This is a genomic window from Herbidospora cretacea (assembly GCF_001570605.1).
Lineage (GTDB): Bacteria > Actinomycetota > Actinomycetes > Streptosporangiales > Streptosporangiaceae > Herbidospora > Herbidospora cretacea.
Map to the genome: position 1 here is coordinate 222,901 of NZ_BBXG01000004.1, position 17,121 is coordinate 240,021.

Below are 17,121 nucleotides of genomic sequence, written 5' to 3' on the forward strand. Positions count from 1 at the left end.
GGAGCATGGATGTGACCGTCACGGGGCTGCGCAAACGCTTCGGCCCCACACAGGCGCTCGACGACATGACCTTCACCGTGCGGCCGGGCGTCGTCACCGGGTTCGTCGGCCCCAACGGGGCGGGCAAGTCGACCACGATGCGGATCGTCGTCGGCCTCGACCGGCCCGACGAGGGATCGGCGCTGGTGGGCGGGGTGGCGTACACGAGCATGAAGAGGCCGTTGACCCACGTCGGCGCCCTGCTCGACGCGTCGGCGCTGCAGCCGAGCCGGACCGCCCGCAACCACCTGCTCTGGCTGGCCCAGTCGCAGGGGCTCGGCGCGCGCCGGGTCGACGAGGTCCTCGGCCAGGTCGGCCTCGCCACGGCCGCGCGCCGCCGGGCGGGCGGCTACTCCCTCGGGATGCGGCAGCGGCTCGGCCTCGCGGCGGCGCTGCTGGGCGACCCGCCGGTGCTGCTGTTCGACGAGCCGTTCAACGGGCTCGACCCGGAGGGGATCGCGTGGATCCGCGGCCTGCTGCGCTCACTCGCGGCCGGCGGCCGGGCGGTGCTCGTGTCGAGCCACCTGATGAGCGAACTCCAAGATGTCGCCGGGCACCTGATCGTGGCCGGCCGCGGCCGGGTCGTCGCCGACCGCGCGGTCGACGACCTGATCGCGGCCGCCTCGGACGGCAGGGTCACCCTGCGCACGACCGCGCGCGAGGAGGCCATGGAGGCGCTGGCCCGTGCGGGCGCGACCGTGACCGTGACCGGCGGCGACGCGGTGACCGTGGCGGGGCTGTCCGGCGCGGAGACGGTGGCGGCGCTGACCGCCGCCGCGGTGCCGTTCGCCGAGGTCAGCGCCCATCGGGCGACGTTGGAGGAGGCCTACATGGAGCTGACCCGAGAGAGCGTGGAGTTCCGGTGATCCCGCTGCTGAGGTCCGAATGGACCAAGTTCCGCACGGTACGCGGCTGGGTCGCCGGGTCGATCGCCGCCGTGCTGCTCACCGTGGGCGTGGGGCTGCTGGGCGCGGCCGGGACGGTCCGGTCGTGCGACGGGCCCCAGGGGGACGTCTGCCCGGTGACCCCGATCGGGCCCGGCGGGCAGGCCGTCAACGACCGGTTCTCCTACTACCACCAGGCCCTTCCCGGCGACGGCTCGATCACGGTCAGGGTCGCCGGGCTGAGCGGCGTCATCACCTATCCGCCGCCCGATCACGACGAGATCGTCGCGGGCGTGGTGCCCTGGGCGAAGGTCGGCCTCATGGTCAAGCGGGACCTGCGCCAGGGCTCCGCCTACACGGCCGTCATGGTCACCGGCGAGCACGGCACCCGCGTCCAGGACGACTTCGTCGGCGACCTCGCGGCCGGCGGCGATCGGTGGCTGCGGCTGACCCGGACCGGCGGCACCCTCAAGGGCGAGTCGTCACCGGACGGCAGATCGTGGGACGTGATCGTCGAGAAGCCCTTCCCCGGGCCCGCCCTCATCGGGCTGTTCGCGGCCTCACCCTGCGACGTCACCCTCTCCCAGGGCACGCTCGGCGGCACCATCGGGGCGTGCCGCCTCACCAACGTCACCGGGAAATTCGAGGACGTGGCCGTCGAGGGGGCGTCCGGGACGTGGGCGCACGACGACGTCGGCGGTGAGACCGGCGCGCCGCCGCTGTCCGTCGGGTCGGCCCGGCAGTGGGGGAGCACCGTCCAGCTCACCGGGTCGGGCGACGTCGGGCCGGCGGGCATGGAGGGCGGCGCGGTCCTCGAACGGACGCTGACCGGCGCGTCCATCGGCCTGATCGCCGTCATCGTGGTCGGGGTGCTGTACGTGACGGCCGAATACCGGCGCGGCCTGATCGGCGCGACGCTGGCGGCCAGCCCCGGGCGGAGCGGGGTGCTCCTGGCCAAGGCCGCCGTGGTCGGCACGGTGACGTTCGCGGGCGGCCTCGTCGCCGCGGCGGTCGCGGTCCCGGTCGGGATCCGGCTCATGCGCGACCGGAACAACGACATCGCGCCGGTCACCGCGCTCACCGAGGTCCGGGTGATCGTCGGCACGGCGGCGCTGCTGGCCGTGACCGCCGTGCTGGCCCTGGCGCTGGGCGCGATCTTCCGGCGGAGCGCGGCGGCGGTCATCACCGCGATCGTGCTGGTCCTGCTGCCGCAGATCCTCGCCACGGCCTCGGTCATCCCGTCGTCGGCGGCCGAATGGCTGCTGCGGGTCACCCCGGCGGCCGGGTTCGCGATCCAGCAGAGCATCCCGGCGTATCCGCAGGTGGAGGACTACTACATCCCCGCTCTCGGCTACTACCCGCTGCCGCCGCTGGGCGGGTTCGCGGTGATGTGCGCCTACGCGGCGGTCGCGCTGGCGGCGGCGATCGTGCTGCTGCGCCGGAGGGACGCGTGATCCGGGCCGAGTGGACGAAGTTCCGGACCCTGCCCGGTCTGCCGTGGCTCGTCCTCCTCCTCGTGGCCCTGACCGTGGGCACCGGGGCGGCGGCGACGGCTCTCGTCCCGTGCTGCGACGTCCTGCCGTCGCGGGTCTCGCTCGCGGGCGTGCAGGCCGGGCAGCTCGCCGCCGTGGCGCTGGCGGTCGGGGTGATGGCGGGGGAGTACGCGACCGGCATGATCGCCGTCAGCTTCCTCGCCGTCCCGGCCCGGGGGCGGCTGCTGGCCGCGAAGGCGCTGCTCGCCGGGGGCGTCACCCTGGCCGGGGCGCTGGTCGCGATCACCCTGTCGGCTCTCGTCGGGCCGGGCGTCACGCCGACGGCCTTCTTCGGGTCGATCGGCTACCTGGTGCTGGTGTCGCTGTTCGCGCTGGGCGTGGCCGCCGCCGTCCGGGACCCGGCCGTCGCGATGGGGGTCGCGCTCGGGATCCTGTACGGGTTCCCGCTGGTCATCCGGATGATCCGGGACCCCGCCTGGCAGGAGCGGCTCGCCTGGGTCTCGCCGATGGAAGCGGGGCTGGCCGTCCAGGGAGGGCTGCCGCCCATCGGCCCGTGGGCCGGGCTGGGCGTGCTCGCCCTGTGGGCGGCGGGGGCGCTGGCGGTCGGGCGGTCGCGGATGGGCGGAGGCGAGTCGGCGATCAGCGTTCGCGTGCGTAGGCGTAGAGGGTCACGGCGGTGATGAACGCGATCTCGATCCCCAGCAGCTTGTCCAGGATGGTGAATGCGGAGATGTCGGACGGGACCAGGACCTGACGCAGCGAGATGACCGCCAGCAGAGCGGCCGCCAGCTCCAGGGAGCTGGTGTTCCTGCTCTGACGGCCGAACGCGAGGGCGAGGATGAGCAGGATGGGGGTCGCCAGGATGGCGTACACGAACACGAGTGCGTTGGGACGTCGGGTCAGGTCGATCTGGACGGCGGTGTCCAGGCGCAGCCGGTGGATCGCGTTGCTGCCGGGCCGGGTGCCTGCGACCTCGCCGCCGGTGTCCACGTAGTAACCGAAGGCGCTGTCGCGTAAGCGCGGGAGGGTCCAGTCACTCAGATTGTTGTTGAGCTGGATGGTGGAGATGTAGAGCATGAGCGTCTTCGGAGAACTCCGCTCGGTGCCGTCGGCCAGCGGTGGGAGTTCCACGCTGTCGGGGACGGTGATCTCGATCTGGAATCTTGCGGAGTAGCGGTCGTGCGGATATGCGGTCATGGAACCTGTCAGCGGCACCTTGAAATCCGGGAGCGGCGCGAAGGTGGCGTACATGTCGCTCAGACGGATCTGCGTGGAGATCGTTTCGGTGGTGGTGCCCGCCGTGGCCACCCCCGTCGCGCCTGACCTGACTCTCATCGTTCCCAGAGCTTCTCCGTCCACCTCCGGCAACCGGAGCTGCAGGTCCGCGCTGATGGTCGCCTGACGTGCGCGCAGATCGATGTCGCGGACACCCAGGAAGACCGTGCCGTCGTTGGACAACTCCACGCCGAGCCGGCCGTTCGGCCCGCCCAGTTCGTCGCCCTCCCCTATGGGGAAGGCGACGAGGGACCAGCCGGCCAGGAGAGTCACAGCCAAGGCGATGATGGCGAGCGCTGCACGCACTGATCACTCCGCTGAGGTCTGCCGTTCACGCGAATGGGGAGGGTGACGATTCCGCCCACGTTCATTCTCCGCACGAACGGCGGGTCAGGATGGGCCGATGACGACTCCGGTCCGGTCCGGATCGTGACCGCCGTTCTTCGCGACGGCTCGGGTGGCGCCGTATCTCTCGATGCTCACCGCCCTGCTCGACGTGTGAGGGCACCGCGGCCCTAGGCTTGCCCAGGTCAGAGGCCTGAAAGGGGGGCAAGGTGTCACTTTCGGACGCGGAGCTGGTGCGGGCCGCCGTGGCGGGGGACGTGACCGGTCTCGGGCTGCTGCTCTCCCGGCACCGGGCTGGCATGCACGCGGTCGCGCTGGGCGTCCTGGGGCACGGGCCCGACGCCGAGGACGCGGTGCAGGACGCCATGCTCGTCGCCGTGCGGAAGATCGACGAGCTGCGCGACCCGGACGCCGCGGGCCCGTGGCTGAGGGCGATCACGCGCAACGCGTGCCGGGCCCGGCTGCGGACGGCGAGCGCCGTGCCGCTCCCGGACGGCGAGCTTCCCTCGCGCGACCCGACCCCGGAGGAGCTGCTGGAGCGCCGGGCCCTGCGCGACTGGGTCTGGCGCGCCATGGCGGACCTCTCCGAACCGGTCAGGCTGGCCGCCCTGCTGCGCTACTTCAGCGACGTCTCCTCCTACGACCAGATCGCCGCGCTGTGCGAGGTGCCCGTCGGGACCGTCCGCAGCCGGTTGAGCCAGGCCAGGGCGAAGCTGGCGGCGGCCCTGGTGGACACGGCCGACGCGGCCCACGACGACGCCGCCGCGCTGACCAGGGCCCGCCGCCGGGAGGCCGAGGAGATGCTGGCGGCGGCCCGGCGCGGCGCGTTCGCCGACGTGGTGCGGGACCACTGGCGGCCCGACGTCGAGTTCGTCGGGCCGGGCGGGGAACGGGCCGACGACGGCCGGGCCTTCGCCGTCCGAGGCATGGAGGCCGACCTGGCGGCGGGGGTCCGGCAGCGACTGGTCGAGGTGGTGGCCGGTCCCGGCCTGAGCATCTGGCGGGCCGACCTGATCAGCCCGCCCGGCGACCCCGGGCACTGCCCGCCCAGCCTGGTGTGGCTGCACCACTTCCGCGAGGGGCGGGTCCGGCGGCTGCGGCTGTTCCACCCGCGCGTGACGTAAGCCACACGGAACCGGCCGAACTTCATCCCCTGCCGCCGCATCCCGTTCACGTCAGCCGGGCCCCGCTCCGGGGCCCGGCACGGAACGTAAGGGATGACGATGACCCACGAGATCACCATCGACGGCGTGCGCCAGGTCTTCCACGTCGCGGGCAGCGGCCCCGTCTGCGTGGTGCATTCGGGCGGCCCCGGCATCGCCTGGGAGTACCTGCGGCTGCCGGCCCTGGAGGAGCACCTGACCATGGTCTACCTCGAACCGATCGGCACCGGCTCCTCCGGCCGCCTGGACGACCCCCGCGACTACCGGATCGGCACCTACGCCCGGTTCCTCCACGGCGTCGTCGAGCACCTGGGCGAGCCCGCCGTCTTCCTGCTCGGCCACTCGCACGGCGGTTTCGTCGTCCAGCGCTACGCCCTCGACCACCCCGGCCGCGTCGCCGGGGCGATCCTCTACTCCACCTCGCCCGTCACCGGGGAGGAGTTCTGGGGCGACGCGATGGCCCGCATCGCCGCCTTCCCGCAGCGTCTCCCGCACCGCCCCGAGGCCGGTGAGATCCCCGCGGCGTTCCAGCGGGCTCTGTCCGCGCAGGACGACGAGGCGTACACGACGTCACTGCGCGAGATCCTGCCCGCGTACTTCGCCGACTACTGGACTCACGAGCGGGACCTCGACCCGATGCGCGCGGCCCTCACCGCGTGGATCGACCCGATGCGCGGCGAGGAGCCCGCGCCGTTCGACGTGCGCGAGGAGCTCCGCTCGCTCGCGGTCCCCACGCTGATCGTCTCCGGTGTGCACGACTTCTTCGGCGGTACGCGCTGGGCCCGCCTCGCCCACGAGCTCATCCCCGGCTCCCGGCTGGCCGTGCTGGAGGAGAGCGGTCACATGGGCCATCTCGAACAGCCTGAGGAGTTCACCCGGGTGGTCGCGGAGTTCGTCCCTATTCGGGCCAGGGGGAATTCCTGATCACCTCGACGAAGTCGCTCCGGACGAAGCCGGGCACGAAGTGCGCCAGGACGTCCGCCTTGACGTTGCCGAACGTCGTCTCGGGGCGCTTCTCGATCCCCTCGGTGAACGCGGCCAGGATCCGGTTCTTGAAGTCGGGGCGGGGATGGGCGGCCACCACCGCCTCGCGGGTCTCCTCGGTGACCGCGTGGTAGCCGATGCCCAGCACGTCGAGCTCCACCCCCCGGGTGACCAGGGCGATCTCGGGGGCCATGTGCAGCGGGATCTCCGGCGTGGTGTGCAGGGCGATGGCCGTCCACACCACGTCGGCCTCCGGGCCGCTGACCCCGTGGCGGTGCAGGAAACGGCGCGCCTGGTCGGCGCCGTCGATCTCGAACCGCTGCCCGGTGGTGCCGAACCGGGCGGTCAGCCCGAGATCGTGGAACATCGCGGCCACGTACAGCAGCTCAGGGTCGAAGTGAAGCCCTTGATCACGCCCGCGCAGTGACCCCCACAGGAACACGCGCCGGGAGTGGTCGAACAGCAGGGGTGAGGCCACCTCCTCGACCAGCTCGGTCGCCTCTCGCGCCAGGGGGCTGTCGGGGATCCGCACGCCTGCGATCGCCTTGCTCATGATGTGCTCCGCTTCCTCGTCCAGGTGGCCTGAGTTCCAGGATCACGAGAGGCGTAGAGTGGGGGCCATGTCTTTTGTGACGGACGAACCACAGATTCGGACATGAGCCATCGGGTGGGCTTCGTGGTGTTCGACGGCGTGACGATGCTGGACGTCAGCGGCCCCGCCGAGGTCCTGCACCAGGCGAGCCGGGACGGTCACCCCTACGACCTCGTCCTGATCTCCGCGTCCGGCGGACAGGTCACCACGTCGACCGGCATGCCGCTGAGCGGGGTCGTGACGCCCGGCGACGCCGGCCCGGTCGACACGGTGCTCGTCGCCGGCGGCGACCGCCTGGCCGCGCGGCCCGTGGAAGCCGATCTGCTGGCGACGGCCCGCGCCGTGGCCGCCGGCGCGACGCGGGTCGCCTCGGTGTGCACCGGCGCTTTCGTCCTGGCCGGGCTCGGCCTGCTCGACGGACGCCGGGCCACCACGCACTGGCGGCACGCCGCCACCCTCGCCCGCCGTCATCCCCGGGTGCGCGTCGAGCCGGACGCGATCCACATCCGGGACGGCCGCTACATCACCTCGGCGGGCATCAGCGCGGGCATCGACCTGACGCTGGCCCTCGTCGAGGACGACCACGGAGCCGAGACCGCCCGCCGCGTCGCCCGGGAACTAGTCGTCTTCATGCGGCGGCCGGGCGGTCAGTCGCAGTTCACCGCCGCCACCACTCCGCCCGCGCGCAACGAGCTCCTGCGGACTTTGATCGACTCCGTGCTGGCCGACCCGGCCGCCGACCACACGCTGCCCGCCATGGCCGGGACGGCGGCCGTCAGCACCCGGCACCTGACCCGCCTGTTCCACACCGAACTGGGCGCCACCCCCGCACGCTGGGTCGAGCGGGTCCGGCTCGAACACGCCCAGCGGCTCCTCCTCGACGGGCACAGCGTCACCGCGGCGGCCCGCGACAGCGGATTCGGCAGCGACGAGACCCTCCGCCGCGTCTTCGACCGGCACCTGGGCGTCACCCCCACCGCGTACTGCCGGCGGTTCGCCACCACCGGAACGACCTCCGCAGCCGAGGAGGAGGCGCACCAGGACGGATGACCTCCGGCCGGTGGTGGGTCAGGTCACCTTCAGGACGGCTTTGCCCGCCACCCGCCTGCCCAGCAGAGCCCCGGCGGCCTCGGCGATCCGGTCCCACGGGCCCTGCCAGCCGATCTCCGGGGACAGCCGCCCCGCCGCCACGTGGCCGAGCAGGGTGGACAGGTCGGGGCCGGGGTCGGCCACGTCGCCGAAGCTGGTGATGGTCTTGGCCCGGCCCAGGGAGAACAGGGAGTTCGGCGCGAGGACCGCCGGTTCGCCCGAGGCCCAGCCGATGGCCTGCACGTCGCCCCCGGGCGCGAGCAGCGCCCACGCCGCCGTCAGCTGAGGCCCTCCGACCGTGTCGAGGACGAGGTCGACCGGCTGGTCGATCCCCTCCAGGCCGACGACGACCTCGTGGGCGCCGAGCGCGGTCAGGCCCGTCGCGCGGGCGGGGGAGCCGACGGACGCGATGACGTGGGCACCCCCCAGGGCGGCCAGCTGCACGGCGTAGCGGCCGACGCCGCCGGACGCGCCGGTGATCAGGACGCGGCGGCCGAGGATCGGGCGGGAGCGGAGCGTGCGCAGCGCCGTCAGGCCGGCCATCGGGAGGGCGGCGGCGTCGGACAGCGCCACCCCCTCCGGGACGGCGGCGACCGCGTCCGTGGTCACGGCCAGGTGCTCCGCCCACGCGCCGGGGCCGAAGGCGGCGACGGGGGTGCCGGCTGCCGGGCCGGTGCCGTCGGCGGCGGGGCGGACGACGACCCCGGCCGCGTCGTAGCCGTGGACGGTCCCGGCGGGGAGCCGGTGGGCGAAGGCCACCTCGCCCCGGTTGAGGGAGATATGCCGCACCTCCACGACCAGCTGGTCCGGGGCCGGGCGGGGGACGGGGGCGGTGCCCAGCCGGAGGGAACCGGGGGCGTCGGGGTCGACGACGAGGGCGCGCATGGTCATCGGGAGGGCTCCGTGAGGTCGCGTACGGGCAGAAAAACGGACCATCGGTCCGGATGGCGCGGACGCTACGATATCCGGACCAGTGGTCCGAATCAACGGGGAGCGAGCGGATGAGCGAACGCGCCGACGCGGCCCGGAACCGGGTCGCGGTGCTGCGCGCCACCGAGCGGCTCCTCGCCGAGGGCGGGGGCGACCACGTGTCCCTCGATCGGGTCGCCGCGCTCGCCGGGGTCGGCAAGGGGACCGTCTTCCGGCGGTTCGGCAGCCGGGCCGGGCTGCTGCGGGCGTTGCTGGAGGAGCGGTCGTCCGAGCTCAGGGAGGCGGTGCGCGACGGCGCGCCGCCGCTGGGGCCGGGCGGGCCGGTGCGTGAGCGGATGCTGGCCTTCCTCGACGGGCTGGGCGCGATCGCCGAAGGCAACGCGGTGCTGCTGTCGGCGCATGGGCAGGCCTGCGCCGACGACAAGTACACCGACCCGAGCTACCTGTTCTGGCACGGCCACCTGTGCGGCCTCCTGGCCGAGGCGCGGCCCGACCTGGACGCCGGGTTCCTCGCGCACGGCATCCTGGCGCTCTTCGACGGCGCGCTGATCCGGCACCTCACCCCGCCGGGCGATCCGCGGCGCTTCACCCGGTCGGTCCAGGAGATGGCGCTCGCGCTCTTGGGGGCCGAGGGCGTCACCTGACCGGCGGGCCCGGCCGGAAGGTGTTCATTGGAGCAGGCCGTTATCTCACAGTGAGAATGACTTCGGGCTCTCGGGACTCGCGAGCCCGTGGCGGCTGAGCTGGGCCTTCGGCGCGTCTCCCCTGGCCGTCCGCGACGCGCCGTCGCCGTATCCCCTCGCATGCCGGTTGGGGTGTCTATCCCGGAGGTTAGCCCTGCCGTCCGGATCCGGACGGTTCTCTGTTCCCACTGGGGTGTGAGTCCACGGGAGCGGGAGCGACATGGGCCTGATACGCGGGGAACTGATCGACATCGTCGAATGGAACGGCGGGCGGCCGGGGGTCGTCGCCTGGCGGTACCACCGGCCGTTCGACGAGCTCAAGAACGGGACCAAGCTGATCGTCCGGGAGTGGCAGGTCGCCCTGTTCGTGCGGGGCGGTCAGATCATCCGGGAGTGTCACGCCGGGACCCAGACCCTCCAGACCGCCAACGTGCCGGTGAAGAGCAGACTGCTCGGTTTCCGGTACGGCTTCCGCTCCCCCGACAAGGCCGAGGTCCACTTCGTCAGCACCCGCAGGTTCACCGGCCTGAGATGGGGCACCCGGCGGCCCGTCGCGCTGCGCGACCCCGACGTGGGACCGGTCATGGTCGCCGCCCACGGGAGTTTCTCCTTCCGCGTCGCCGACCCGACGAGCTTCCTCAACCAGATCGTCGCCGGGCAGCCGCTCGTCGAGGCCGAGCAGGTGGCCGAGGCGATCAGGGGGCCGCTGCTGCGGCGGCTGACGAGCACGCTCGCGGCCTGGTCGGCGACGCGGCCGGTGCTCGACGCGCTCAACGACGCGGCGCTGCCCGACGAGGTGGCCGCCGCCGTCAGCCGGGACCTCGCCGAGGCGGGGCTGGAGGTCTTCGACATCGACATCGGGGGGCTGACGAGGCCTTATGTTGTGTGATCTGTGTGGCGGCGTGACCGAGTACGTCCCGGGGGCAGACGGGATGCGCTGCCCGTACTGCCAGGATTTCCAGCCTCTCCTCACGACCGGGCCGGCGGTGCGGCGGCCGGTGGAGACGCTGCGCGGGCACCTGCCCGTGACCCCCGCCGAGGAGCAGCGGGTGGTCTGTCCCCGGTGCGCGACCGCGTCCACGCCCTCCCTGCTGTCCTCGCGGTGCCCGGCCTGCGCGACGCCGATCGTGCGGGAGCTCGGCGGCGAGGTGCGGCCCGGCGCGCTGGTGCCGTTCGCGATCGACCGGTCCCGCGCCCTGAAGGCCCTCGACGACTGGGCCGCCACGTTGTGGTTCGCGCCCGGATCACCGGCGAGGATGTCGGAGACCGCGTCTGTCACGGCCACGTTCGTCCCGGCGTGGGTGTTCGACCTGGAGACGGTGAGCCGTTACACGGGGCGGCGCGGCGACCACTACTACCAGGTCGAGACCTACGAGAGCGGCGGGGAGACCAGGACCCGGTCGGTCCGGCGGACCCGCTGGAGCCGCGCGAGCGGCACGGTCGCCCGGCGGTTCGCCGACGTCGTGGTGCCGGCGACGGAGCAGCGGCGGCCGGTGACGCTGCCGGGCAAGCCGGTGCCGTTCCAGGCCGAATACCTGTCGGGCGTGGCGACGCCGCGCTACACCGTCCCGCCCGACGAGGCGCTCCACCAGGCCAAGACCTCGGTGGCGCGGCGTGTCCGGGCGGCCTGCCGGGCCGACATCGGCGGCGACGAGCGGCGACTGCACTCGGTCGACACCCGGTATCCCTCGATGGACGGGGATCTGGTCCTGCTGCCGTACTGGACCGGGGACTATCTGGTCGAAGGCAAGACCTGGCGCTTCACCGTCGACGGGGCCACCGGCGAGGTGCGCGGGCGACGCCCCTACAGCGCCGTCAAGCTGACCGTGCCGCTCGTCGTGCTCGCGCTGCTCGTGGCGGCGCTGCTGCTGGTCATCCTGTGATCCCGGCGAGCAGGCGGCGCAGGCCGACGGTCACCACCGGGGTCACGTCGCTCTCCTCGGGCGCGCCGAGCAGGCTCATCAGGACCGGGAAGCGGTAGGGGGTGACGCGCCGGGCCAGCACCCGGCCGTAGTCGGCCGCCGCGGCGGTGTCGGTGTCGTGCTGGACCCGGGCCAGGTCGCGGACCGCGCTGGTGACGAAGGTCGCCATCGGGATCAGCTCGGCCCGGTCGAGGGAGGTCCGCGACAGCGGCGCCAGCAGCGCCTCGAACCAGGCCAGGCCGTTGGGCCCGAGCGGCGCGCCGGTCGCGGGCACCCGGGCCACCCACGGATGGGCCAGGAACATCCGCCACATCGCCTCGACCACGCCCTCGACCTCGGCCCGCCAGTCGTCGCCGGACGGCGCGGGCGGCCGGCCCATCGCGGTGTCGGCCATCGCGGTGACCAGTTCGTCCTTGCCGGTGACGTAGCGGTAGAGGGCCATCGAGGTGCAGCCCAGTTCCTTGGCCACCCGCTGCATCGAGAGCGCGGCCAGGCCCTCGTCGTCGGCGATGGACACCGCCACCCCGACGATCATGTCGGCGGACAGCCGGGGGCGGGCCTCCTTCACGGGCTTGGCGCGCCACAGCAGGTCGGCGGTCGCATCGAGGTCAGCCATAACTTCCCTTTTCCCGTTTATTCCATAAACTTGATTTACAGCATATATGCGGGGGTGCGGATGGCTGTCTTACGTTTTGGGGTCCTGGGGCCGCTCAGCGTCGACCAGGGCCCGGTTCCCGGGGCGAAGAACCGCGCGCTGCTCGCCACGCTGCTGCTGCGGGCGGGCCGGCTCGTCACGATCGACCAGCTCGCCGAGCGGTTGTGGGACGACGACCCGCCGGGGAACCCCCGGCGGGTGGTGCAGACCCACGTCGTGCGGCTGCGCCGGTGGCTCGGGGACGGGGCCGAGATCCACACGCGCGGCGGCGGCTACCTGATGGAGCTCGACCACGAAAGGCTCGACCTGCTCGGCTTCCGGCGGCTGCTCGCCGAGGCCGCCTCGGAAGGCGATCCCGGACGCGAGCGCGACCTGCTGCGCCGGGCCCTGGCGCTCTGGCGGGGGCCGGTCTGCGCCGACGTCGCGTCCGGCGCGCTGCGGGAGCTCGACGTGCCGGTCGTCGCCGAGCAGCACCAGCGGGCGCTGGAGCGCCGCATCGACCTCGACCTGCGGCTCGGCCACGACCTCGCGCTGATCGCCGAACTGCGGGCGCTGACCTCGGAGTTCCCGCTCCGCGAGCGCTACTGGGCGCAGCTCATGGCGGCCCTGCACGGCGGCGGGCGGCGGGCCGAGGCCCTGGACGCCTACCGCGCCGCCTTCCGGCGCCTGCGCGACGAGCTCGGCATCGAGCCCGGCCCCGAGCTGCGCGAACAGCACGAGGCGATCCTGGCCGGACAGCCGCTCCGGACGGCCGCGCCGATCCCTGTGCCGATCCCTGTGCCGATCCCTGTGCCGATCCCTGTGCTGATCCCTGTGCCGCCGATTCCCGTGCCGAGAGAGCTGCCGCCCGACGTGCTCGGCTTCCAGGGCCGCGAGAGCGACCTGGCCGACCTCGCCGGGCAGGACGTCACGGCCGTCGTCGGCCCGGCCGGGGTCGGCAAGACCGCGCTGGCGGTGCGCTGGGCCAACGCGGCCGCCGCCGACTTCCCCGACGGGCAGCTGTACGTGAACCTGCGCGGCCGCGCCGCCGGTCCGCCGGTGGAGCCGCCGGCCGCGCTCCGGTCGATGCTGCGCGGCCTGGGCGTCACCGACGTCCCCGCCGAGCTCGCCGAGGCGGCGGCGCTGTTCCGGTCGCGGACCGCCGGGCGCAGGCTGCTCGTCGTGCTCGACGACGCGCGCGACAGCGCGCACGTCCGGGCGCTGCTCCCCGGGCGCGGCGCGGTCACCGTCGTGACCAGCCGCGACCAGCTCCGTGACCTGGTCGTCGCCGGGACGGCCCGCCGGATCGTCCTCGGCCCGCTGCGGCAGGGCGACGCGCTGGCGCTGCTGGCCGGGGTAGTCGGCCCCGAACGCGTCGCCCGGGAGCCGGAGGCGGCCCGGCGGCTGGTCGCCCGGTGCGACCACCTGCCGCTCGCCGTCCGGGTCGTCGGCGAACGGGTCACCCGGCGGCCCGGCCTGCCGCTGCGCTCGCTCCCGGCCGAGCCGTTCACCGAGGTGCAGACGGCCATCTCCTGGTCGTACGACGCCCTCGACCCCCCGGCGCAGCGGGTGCTGCGGTTCGCGGGCGGGCTCCATCCCGCCGGGGAGATCGACCCGGGCGGGCTGGCCGCCATGCTGCGGCTGTCGCCGGAACGTGCCGAGAACCATCTCGACACGCTGGTCGCCGGGCATCTGGCCGAGCCGACCCCGGCGGGCCACTATCGGGTGCCGCCGCTGGTCCGGGAGTTCGCGGCCGGCCGCCCGATCGCGCCCGACGACCGGGAGGCCGGGATCGACGCCCTGCTGGCCTGGTATCTCGACCGGGTCGACCACGCCTGCCCGGGATGGCTCGACTGGCACTGCGAGGTGCTCAACGCCCTGCCCGGCTGGGCGGCCGGGCACGGGAGGCCGAGGGTCGCCCGGAGGCTGACGTCGATGACAGAGTCGCTGCGGGCGCGGCTGCTCGCGCCGGGCCAGAGCGGGGTGCCGCTCTGACCGGCGCTGGGATCAGAGCGTGCCGCTCGCGGTGCCGGAGAACACGTTCGCCGGGTCGTACCGCCGCTTGACCTCGATCAGCCGCTCGCGGGTCGCGCCGGGCCAGATCGCCGCGACGTCGTCCTGGCTCAGCTCGCTGAGGAAACCCACGTACGCGCCGGTGGCCTCCGGCTCCAGCGCCGCCCACAGCGCGTCGAAGGCGGGCAGCCGGGCCGGGTGCTGATCGGGCGTGCCGAGCAGCCCGGCCAGGGCCATCACCTCGCTGTCGCGGTGGGGGAACGCGGTCGCGCCGGCGGGCACCCGGTTCATCGCGCCGCCGAGGCCCCGGACCGACACCCCCGCCATCGGGGTGGCCTCGGCGAAGGCGAGCATCGCGCGGATGTGGTCGTCGGTCAGCTCGCGCAGGAAGCGGTTGCGCATGTGGGGCTGCCAGTCGGGCGGCGGGGCGGCCGCTTCGAGGATGTCCGGGTAGGGCACCACCTTGACGTCCACGCTGGTCGGCTCGGCGAGCGTGGTCAGCGCGTCGAGCGCGCCCGCGTCGGCGTGGCAGGCCAGCACCATCGTCGCGCCGGGCACCCGCGCCACCGCGCTGGTCAGGCCGTCCCCGGCCGCGCGGTGCACCTCACGCCAGCCCTTGAAGACGCGCTCCGCGTCGGCGGCGGCGTACCCGATCTGACCGAAGGCGACCTCGGTGACACGGTGGGCGCGCAGCTCCGCGCGGGTCACGATCGCGGCGGTGCCCGCGCCGCCGCGCACCGCCCAGAACAGGTCGGGATGGTCCGCCGCGCTCACCCTCAGCACCCCGCCGTCGGCCGTCACGACCTCGGCGGCGACCAGATGGTCGATGGTCAGGCCGTGTCTGCGCAGCAACCAGCCCAGGCCGCCACCGGTCAGCAGCCCGCCCACGCCCACGTTCGAGGTGTCGCCCGAGGAGACCGCCAGGCCGTGCGGGGCCAGCGCCTTCGACACCGCGCCCCAGGTGGCGCCCGCGCCCACCCGCACCAGGTCGTCGCCGAGCGGTTCGACCTGGTCGAGAGGGGACAGGTCGATGACCAGGCCGCCGTCGTTGGTCGACAGCCCGGCCAGGCTGTGCCCGCCGGAGCGGACGGCGACCCGCAGGCCGTGCGCCTTGGCGTGCCGGAGCGCGTCGGCGACCTCGGCCGCGTCGGCGCAGGAGGCCACCAGGGCGGGGGAGCCGCCGGGGCCGAAAGTGTGACGGAAGGGGTCGAAGCCGGGATCACCAGGTCGGAGGAGAGTCATGGCGCGACGCTAGGACCGGCCGCCTTCACGGCTGCGACAGCCCGACGTCAGGTCATGCGCCGGGGTCACGGGATGAGCGGATCTCGTCTCTCAACGCGCGGGCCACCTGGGCCATCAGCGCCTCCGCGCCCGGCTGGCGGACGGCCGCGACCCGTGACTCGGTCATCGCGGCCACCGCGTAGACCTGGCCGTCGGCGTGTTCGACCACGCCCACCTCGTGGCGCAGGTTGAGCATCGTGCCGGTCTTGGACGACCACGTCGTCAGGTCGGAGGCGAAGTCGGGGGCCAGGCGCTGGCGGAGCACGTTGTCGGCCATCAGGCCGCGCACCCGTTCGGCCACCCACGGGTCGATCCTGGACGGCCGCCACAGCGCTTCCAGCAGGTCGGCGAAGGCGCGGGCGGTGCCCGACGACGCCCGGGTCACGTCGAGCTGGGGGACCGGGTGGCCGCGTCCGGCGGTCGCGCCCTCGATGGCCAGCACGTGGGCCAGGTGGCCGCCGAGGTGCTCGACCGGGCTGTCGGTCAGGTGGCGCAGGGTGTGGCGGACGGAGATGCCGCGCAGGCCGTACTCCTCCAGCAGGGCGGCCACCATCGCGGGCGGGGTCAGGTCGAACAGGGCGTCGCCCGCCGTGTTGTCGCTGACCGTCATGGTCAGCAGGAGCAGGTCGTCGACGGCGATCTCGGCCGGGTGGCGGAAGCGGCTGACGCCGGTCGGGCCGGGGGAGAAGCGGGCGCCGGGGCCGACGGTCAGGCGGGCCGCGCCGTCGAGTTCGCCGCGCCTGATCCGCTCCAGGGTGGCCACCGCCAGCGGGATCTTGACCAGCGACGCCGTGGTGAACTCGACGTCGGGGTCGATCCCGATCTCCTCGCCGGTGCGCAGGTCGCGGACCAGGAACGACCCTCGCAACCCGCCGTCGTCGAGCATCCGGCGCAGCTCACGGATCACGTGTCGACCCCCAGACAGGCCGCCACCCGACGCCATCCCCGCACCCGCTCGGCGTCGTCCCCGATGGCGGCGGCCACAGCGTACCCGCGCACGAGCCGGATCTCGCCGATCGGCCGCCAGTCCAGGCCGAGCTCGGCGGCCTGGCGGGGGGAGCAGAGCAGCAGGTCGGTGGAGACCATCACCTCGGCGGCGGCGGTCGTCAGCGACGGGGCGAGGACGACCTGGGCGGGCAGCAGGCCGGCGGCGTCCCTGATCCGGAAGAGGGGGTCCCGGATGTGCGGCACGTCGTCCTCCGGCTGCGTCCAGATCCTCCTCCGCCGGCCGGACCTGTCGGCGCGGACGGGGCGCAGGCTCTCCACGTACACGACCGGACCCGGGGGACCCGGCACGCCGGCCAGGCCCAGTTCGACCACCCACGTCGCGCCGTCCTCCGGCGTGCCCACCAGGGCGGCCCGGACCTCCCGCGACCGGGCCAGCTCGGCCCTGATCCCGGCGCCCGCGCCGACCACCTCCAGGTCGACGCCGGCCTCGCGCGCCTCCACCGTCAGCAGCGCCAGGTCGCGCACGGCGCAGATCTCCGGGACCGCCAGGCGGAGCGGTTTCAGCAGCGCCTGGCCGGCCTCCCACTCCATGTCGTCGGCGAGCCGGACCAGCCGCTGGGCCGAGGGGAGGAGGTCGCGGCCGAAGTCGGTCAGCAGCGCGCCGCGCGCGGACCGGTCGAACAGCTTGGCGCCGAGGTGCTGTTCCAGGGCGGCGATCCGGCGGCTGGCCACCGGCTGGGGGACCTGAGAGGCCGCGGCGCCCTCGGTGAAACTGCCGCGCTCGCTGACGTTGACGAACACTCTCCAGGCCGCCAGTAGGTCCACGAACTGGAATTATGCCATGAA

At 73.9% G+C, this 17,121-nt stretch carries 17 protein-coding genes; 10 read left to right on the forward strand and 7 right to left on the reverse strand.

Features of this window, described 5'->3' with window-relative positions; genetic code table 11:
• Window positions 1-5: 5 nt before the first annotated feature.
• Genes AW270_RS09180 through AW270_RS09190 form a run of 3 tightly spaced genes read left to right on the forward strand, consistent with a single transcriptional unit; the run spans window position 6 to window position 3,096 of the window.
• Window positions 6-905 carry an ATP-binding cassette domain-containing protein gene (locus tag AW270_RS09180; protein WP_061292805.1) on the forward strand — a complete coding sequence of 300 codons (900 nt, stop codon included), beginning with the start codon at window positions 6-8 and terminating at the stop codon, window positions 903-905.
• Window positions 902-2,377, forward strand: coding sequence for a DUF1349 domain-containing protein (locus tag AW270_RS09185; RefSeq protein ID WP_061292807.1), 1,476 nt, complete (start codon window positions 902-904; stop codon window positions 2,375-2,377). The genes AW270_RS09180 and AW270_RS09185 overlap by 4 nt, the downstream gene beginning before the upstream one ends.
• Window positions 2,374-3,096: a hypothetical protein gene (locus AW270_RS09190; protein ID WP_061292809.1), complete on the forward strand. Its 723-nt coding sequence runs from the start codon at window positions 2,374-2,376 to the stop codon at window positions 3,094-3,096. Before AW270_RS09185 ends, AW270_RS09190 begins: the two co-directional genes overlap by 4 nt.
• On the opposite strand, the gene AW270_RS09195 is transcribed toward AW270_RS09190, so the two are convergent.
• Entirely contained in the window at window positions 3,056-3,997 is a 942-nt protein-coding gene (locus AW270_RS09195; protein ID WP_157521781.1) for a hypothetical protein, read from the reverse strand. The genes AW270_RS09190 and AW270_RS09195 overlap by 41 nt on opposite strands.
• 248 nt (window positions 3,998-4,245) lie before the next feature.
• Between AW270_RS09195 and AW270_RS09200 the strand changes: the two genes are divergently transcribed.
• Together AW270_RS09200 and AW270_RS09205 are read left to right on the forward strand one after the other, a co-directional pair.
• Window positions 4,246-5,160 (forward strand): RNA polymerase sigma factor, encoded by a 915-nt coding sequence (locus tag AW270_RS09200; RefSeq protein WP_061292813.1) that lies wholly within the window; start codon window positions 4,246-4,248, stop codon window positions 5,158-5,160.
• A gap of 99 nt (window positions 5,161-5,259) precedes the next feature.
• Window positions 5,260-6,123, forward strand: coding sequence for an alpha/beta fold hydrolase (locus AW270_RS09205; protein ID WP_218009135.1), 864 nt, complete (start codon window positions 5,260-5,262; stop codon window positions 6,121-6,123).
• On the opposite strand, the gene AW270_RS09210 is transcribed toward AW270_RS09205, so the two are convergent.
• The gene (locus AW270_RS09210) at window positions 6,098-6,736 is read right to left on the reverse strand and encodes an HD domain-containing protein (protein ID WP_061292816.1); all 639 of its coding nucleotides are present in this window, start codon (window positions 6,734-6,736) and stop codon (window positions 6,098-6,100) included. The genes AW270_RS09205 and AW270_RS09210 overlap by 26 nt on opposite strands.
• Before the next feature lie 102 nt (window positions 6,737-6,838).
• On the opposite strand from AW270_RS09210, the gene AW270_RS09215 reads away from it, so the two are divergent.
• Window positions 6,839-7,825: a GlxA family transcriptional regulator gene (locus tag AW270_RS09215; RefSeq protein ID WP_061292817.1), complete on the forward strand. Its 987-nt coding sequence runs from the start codon at window positions 6,839-6,841 to the stop codon at window positions 7,823-7,825.
• Between the two features lie 18 nt (window positions 7,826-7,843).
• Here the strand turns inward: AW270_RS09215 and AW270_RS09220 are convergent, their stop codons facing one another.
• The gene (locus AW270_RS09220) at window positions 7,844-8,755 is read right to left on the reverse strand and encodes a zinc-binding dehydrogenase (protein ID WP_369408984.1); all 912 of its coding nucleotides are present in this window, start codon (window positions 8,753-8,755) and stop codon (window positions 7,844-7,846) included.
• 110 nt (window positions 8,756-8,865) lie between these two features.
• On the opposite strand from AW270_RS09220, the gene AW270_RS09225 reads away from it, so the two are divergent.
• The 3 genes from AW270_RS09225 (at window position 8,866) to AW270_RS09235 (ending at window position 11,360) form a co-directional block, all read left to right on the forward strand.
• Window positions 8,866-9,438 carry a TetR/AcrR family transcriptional regulator gene (locus AW270_RS09225; RefSeq protein ID WP_082801423.1) on the forward strand — a complete coding sequence of 191 codons (573 nt, stop codon included), beginning with the start codon at window positions 8,866-8,868 and terminating at the stop codon, window positions 9,436-9,438.
• Window positions 9,439-9,697: 259 nt separating this feature from the next.
• A complete protein-coding gene (locus AW270_RS09230; RefSeq protein ID WP_061292819.1) occupies window positions 9,698-10,366 on the forward strand; it encodes an SPFH domain-containing protein in 669 nt (222 codons plus the stop codon).
• Window positions 10,367-10,379: 13 nt separating this feature from the next.
• Window positions 10,380-11,360: a hypothetical protein gene (locus tag AW270_RS09235; RefSeq protein ID WP_157521782.1), complete on the forward strand. Its 981-nt coding sequence runs from the start codon at window positions 10,380-10,382 to the stop codon at window positions 11,358-11,360.
• On the opposite strand, the gene AW270_RS09240 is transcribed toward AW270_RS09235, so the two are convergent.
• Window positions 11,350-12,015: a TetR/AcrR family transcriptional regulator gene (locus AW270_RS09240; protein ID WP_061292824.1), complete on the reverse strand. Its 666-nt coding sequence runs from the start codon at window positions 12,013-12,015 to the stop codon at window positions 11,350-11,352. The genes AW270_RS09235 and AW270_RS09240 overlap by 11 nt on opposite strands.
• 60 nt (window positions 12,016-12,075) lie before the next feature.
• Between AW270_RS09240 and AW270_RS09245 the strand changes: the two genes are divergently transcribed.
• Window positions 12,076-14,028 carry an AfsR/SARP family transcriptional regulator gene (locus AW270_RS09245; protein ID WP_061292825.1) on the forward strand — a complete coding sequence of 651 codons (1,953 nt, stop codon included), beginning with the start codon at window positions 12,076-12,078 and terminating at the stop codon, window positions 14,026-14,028.
• A 12-nt stretch (window positions 14,029-14,040) separates the two neighbouring features.
• On the opposite strand, the gene AW270_RS09250 is transcribed toward AW270_RS09245, so the two are convergent.
• Genes AW270_RS09250 through AW270_RS09260 form a run of 3 tightly spaced genes read right to left on the reverse strand, consistent with a single transcriptional unit; the run spans window position 14,041 to window position 17,100 of the window.
• On the reverse strand, window positions 14,041-15,288 hold the full coding sequence (locus AW270_RS09250) for an FAD-binding oxidoreductase (protein WP_061292827.1): 1,248 nt from the start codon (window positions 15,286-15,288) through the stop codon (window positions 14,041-14,043).
• A gap of 52 nt (window positions 15,289-15,340) precedes the next feature.
• Window positions 15,341-16,270: a serine hydrolase gene (locus tag AW270_RS09255; protein WP_061292829.1), complete on the reverse strand. Its 930-nt coding sequence runs from the start codon at window positions 16,268-16,270 to the stop codon at window positions 15,341-15,343.
• On the reverse strand, window positions 16,231-17,100 hold the full coding sequence (locus AW270_RS09260) for a LysR family transcriptional regulator (protein WP_061292831.1): 870 nt from the start codon (window positions 17,098-17,100) through the stop codon (window positions 16,231-16,233). The genes AW270_RS09255 and AW270_RS09260 overlap by 40 nt, the downstream gene beginning before the upstream one ends.
• Between the last annotated feature and the right edge of the window lie 21 nt (window positions 17,101-17,121).

Excerpts from the sequence above, each read along its gene's own strand:
- AW270_RS09205 (WP_218009135.1), top strand. The coding sequence starts at position 5,260 with ATGACCCACGAGATCACCATCGACGGCGTGCGCCAGGTCTTCCACGTC.
- AW270_RS09230 (WP_061292819.1), top strand. The coding sequence starts at position 9,698 with ATGGGCCTGATACGCGGGGAACTGATCGACATCGTCGAATGGAACGGC.
- AW270_RS09220 (WP_369408984.1), bottom strand. The coding sequence starts at position 8,755 with ATGACCATGCGCGCCCTCGTCGTCGACCCCGACGCCCCCGGTTCCCTC.
- AW270_RS09180 (WP_061292805.1), top strand. The coding sequence starts at position 6 with ATGGATGTGACCGTCACGGGGCTGCGCAAACGCTTCGGCCCCACACAG.
- AW270_RS09245 (WP_061292825.1), top strand. The coding sequence starts at position 12,076 with ATGGCTGTCTTACGTTTTGGGGTCCTGGGGCCGCTCAGCGTCGACCAG.
- AW270_RS09255 (WP_061292829.1), bottom strand. The coding sequence starts at position 16,270 with ATGGCGTCGGGTGGCGGCCTGTCTGGGGGTCGACACGTGATCCGTGAG.
- AW270_RS09215 (WP_061292817.1), top strand. The coding sequence starts at position 6,839 with ATGAGCCATCGGGTGGGCTTCGTGGTGTTCGACGGCGTGACGATGCTG.
- AW270_RS09240 (WP_061292824.1), bottom strand. The coding sequence starts at position 12,015 with ATGGCTGACCTCGATGCGACCGCCGACCTGCTGTGGCGCGCCAAGCCC.
- AW270_RS09210 (WP_061292816.1), bottom strand. The coding sequence starts at position 6,736 with ATGAGCAAGGCGATCGCAGGCGTGCGGATCCCCGACAGCCCCCTGGCG.
- AW270_RS09250 (WP_061292827.1), bottom strand. The coding sequence starts at position 15,288 with ATGACTCTCCTCCGACCTGGTGATCCCGGCTTCGACCCCTTCCGTCAC.
- AW270_RS09225 (WP_082801423.1), top strand. The coding sequence starts at position 8,866 with ATGAGCGAACGCGCCGACGCGGCCCGGAACCGGGTCGCGGTGCTGCGC.